Source organism: Citrobacter sp. Res13-Sevr-PEB04-36 (genome assembly GCF_015672735.1).
Taxonomy (GTDB): Bacteria; Pseudomonadota; Gammaproteobacteria; order Enterobacterales; family Enterobacteriaceae; genus Citrobacter.
Genome location: NZ_JADABY010000075.1, coordinates 1 through 2,095, shown reverse-complemented (window position 1 = coordinate 2,095; position 2,095 = coordinate 1). Strand labels below are relative to the sequence as shown.

Below are 2,095 nucleotides of genomic sequence, written 5' to 3'. Positions count from 1 at the left end.
CGGCCTCCTCTATGACGTTAAACAATGCTTTCTTTAGCAAGGGGCATTCTCTCCAGGGGCTTTATTGCCCCTTTTTAATCTTCTGCGCTTTATGCGTAACGAAATAGTTAATACAACAAAGGAAACGGTAATGCTTCTCATGAATTATGACCGTGTGATCACTCACAAAGGCGCTTCTCTTATTCTCTCTGAAAAGATGCTGAAACAAGCGGCTGATGTTCTCAGCGTAGACGTTGAGACTATTCGAGAGGCTACAGAAAAATTCTGGCCTATAGCCACGATCACAAAATCAAAAGAAGGTTCCCACCCATTAACGGGACTTGAGGAACGATTAAAACTATTAGCAAAAGGAAAATAACCAATGCAATTTGGAACATTTCAAACTCTGAACGGGAATAACAGTCACGCCCGTTATAAAGTGGTGGCTTACGCATCTGATGCAATTATGCAGGATAAGCTAATCAAACCAGCTTCACCAATTACCGCCGATCTGATTGTAGGCGACCTAGTGGATTCTAACGGGGAATTAGCCTCCTCAGTTGATGCAATTGCGTATGTTGTCGTAGAACCTGCTCCAGTGGGCGCTAAGGCGTTTGTAGTGGCTTCTCCAGAACATACCATTCTATCACTTGCAGGTATTGAATTTGGTAGCCTTGATAAATCATTAGCTCAAGCACAATTAGCAACTCTTGGCTTTACCTTCACTGATTTTGACACTGTAGCGCTACGCACTACCTAATAAGGAAATTAAAATAATGTCTAAAGATTTATTCTCTGGTGTAGTGTACGACAGTTTTACAAGCCCGTTCACTTTCAGCACTCAGCTAAACCGTATTATTTCAAATCTGGGCTTATTCCGTCAGGAATCCCACAACGTAAATCTGATCGCCCTCGAAAAGATTACCGATGTTAAAAATCTGGTAGCTAAGGAAAATAGCCCATACGCTCAAAGTGATTGGAACTCTGCACAACGTCCAGAATTTAGCAATGCACTATACCAGCTTAAATACCACGGTATTCTAAATAGTGTTACCTCTCTTGACCTGCAACAATACGCCGCACGTGGAATTGCTGACACTGCCGATCAGGTGTCAATTGCATTGAGTGATTTCTCAGATAGCCAGTATTCTATGGCAGAAAATGCCGTTGAAATTGATCTGGTGAATGCTCTGTTAGGACTTCGTGTTAATAGCGACTATGCAGGACAAGGCGATCTTGATTTCCTTGCTGGCGGTGCTCGTACAGAATACACCCTGGACACTTCCGACACGGCGAACATCTTCGAACAACTAAGCGAGATTGCCCGTATTCAGAATGTGGCTCTTGGTGAAGGGCTGGCACAACAGAAACAAGGTGCTGTGATCCTGGCTTCTGGCGCTGCTGCTAAGGCTCTGCGTTACCATCCATCTATTAAAGATTTTATGGTGTACACCCTAAGCGTAAATAGTTCTGACAACTTCTATACACGAACTGTAGAGAGTAACCCTGCTTACGAGGTGTGGACTCTGAACGGGATCACGGTGATCGATGTGACAGGCTATAGCCTCATTAGTGACAAGATCGGTGTGGACGGCTTCGCCTACATCCCACGCATGGCTGACACTGCAAACGCGCTTGTTCTTCATACTGGTATTGGTGTTCGTCATCTGACGCTTGGCAAGTCTGCCACCCTTCACAATCAGTATGTTGTTTCAGATGCTAAATGGCAATTCCCATCTATTGCAACGGAAACCAGCTATTTAGCGATTAACAACATTCCTACGGCTATTGTTTTCGGTAGCGTTTCAGCAAGCTGACCATAAATAGAAAATCATGAGCATAGGGGAGGGCGTAGAAATACGCTTTCCCCTTTTTTATTTGTAAGGAGGGAAATACTTTGTATTCTTCCCTCTATGGAGTTTAAACAATGGAAATCATTTTAAAGAGTAAAGGTGTTCATCTTCACCTTGATAATACAACAGCAGAACAACTATTAAATCTCTCTGCTGTAGCTCGTTTGCTGGAAGTAAGCCCAACACATTTACGCCAGCTTTTACACCGTGGGATGAGTGTTAGCGATGCTCTGCATTATCTAACCAGTAAGGAAAGCAAATAA

4 protein-coding genes are annotated in these 2,095 nt (G+C 43.4%); all 4 read left to right on the top strand.

The window, feature by feature from the left end; all coding sequences use genetic code 11:
- The first annotated feature begins 130 nt into the window (after positions 1-130).
- The 4 genes from IMQ48_RS21375 (at position 131) to IMQ48_RS21360 (ending at position 2,095) form a co-directional block, all read left to right on the top strand.
- Entirely contained in the window at positions 131-358 is a 228-nt protein-coding gene (locus IMQ48_RS21375) for a hypothetical protein (RefSeq protein WP_136346050.1), read from the top strand.
- Positions 359-361: 3 nt separating this feature from the next.
- The gene (locus IMQ48_RS21370) at positions 362-739 is read left to right on the top strand and encodes a hypothetical protein (protein ID WP_196210566.1); all 378 of its coding nucleotides are present in this window, start codon (positions 362-364) and stop codon (positions 737-739) included.
- Positions 740-755: 16 nt separating this feature from the next.
- On the top strand, positions 756-1,796 hold the full coding sequence (locus tag IMQ48_RS21365) for a major capsid protein (RefSeq protein ID WP_061547674.1): 1,041 nt from the start codon (positions 756-758) through the stop codon (positions 1,794-1,796).
- A gap of 110 nt (positions 1,797-1,906) precedes the next feature.
- Positions 1,907-2,095, top strand: a complete 189-nt coding sequence (locus IMQ48_RS21360; protein ID WP_071962310.1) for a hypothetical protein — start codon at positions 1,907-1,909, stop codon at positions 2,093-2,095.

Coding starts and splice junctions, on each gene's coding strand:
- IMQ48_RS21375 (WP_136346050.1), top strand. CDS start 131: ATGCTTCTCATGAATTATGACCGTGTGATCACTCACAAAGGCGCTTCT.
- IMQ48_RS21365 (WP_061547674.1), top strand. CDS start 756: ATGTCTAAAGATTTATTCTCTGGTGTAGTGTACGACAGTTTTACAAGC.
- IMQ48_RS21370 (WP_196210566.1), top strand. CDS start 362: ATGCAATTTGGAACATTTCAAACTCTGAACGGGAATAACAGTCACGCC.
- IMQ48_RS21360 (WP_071962310.1), top strand. CDS start 1,907: ATGGAAATCATTTTAAAGAGTAAAGGTGTTCATCTTCACCTTGATAAT.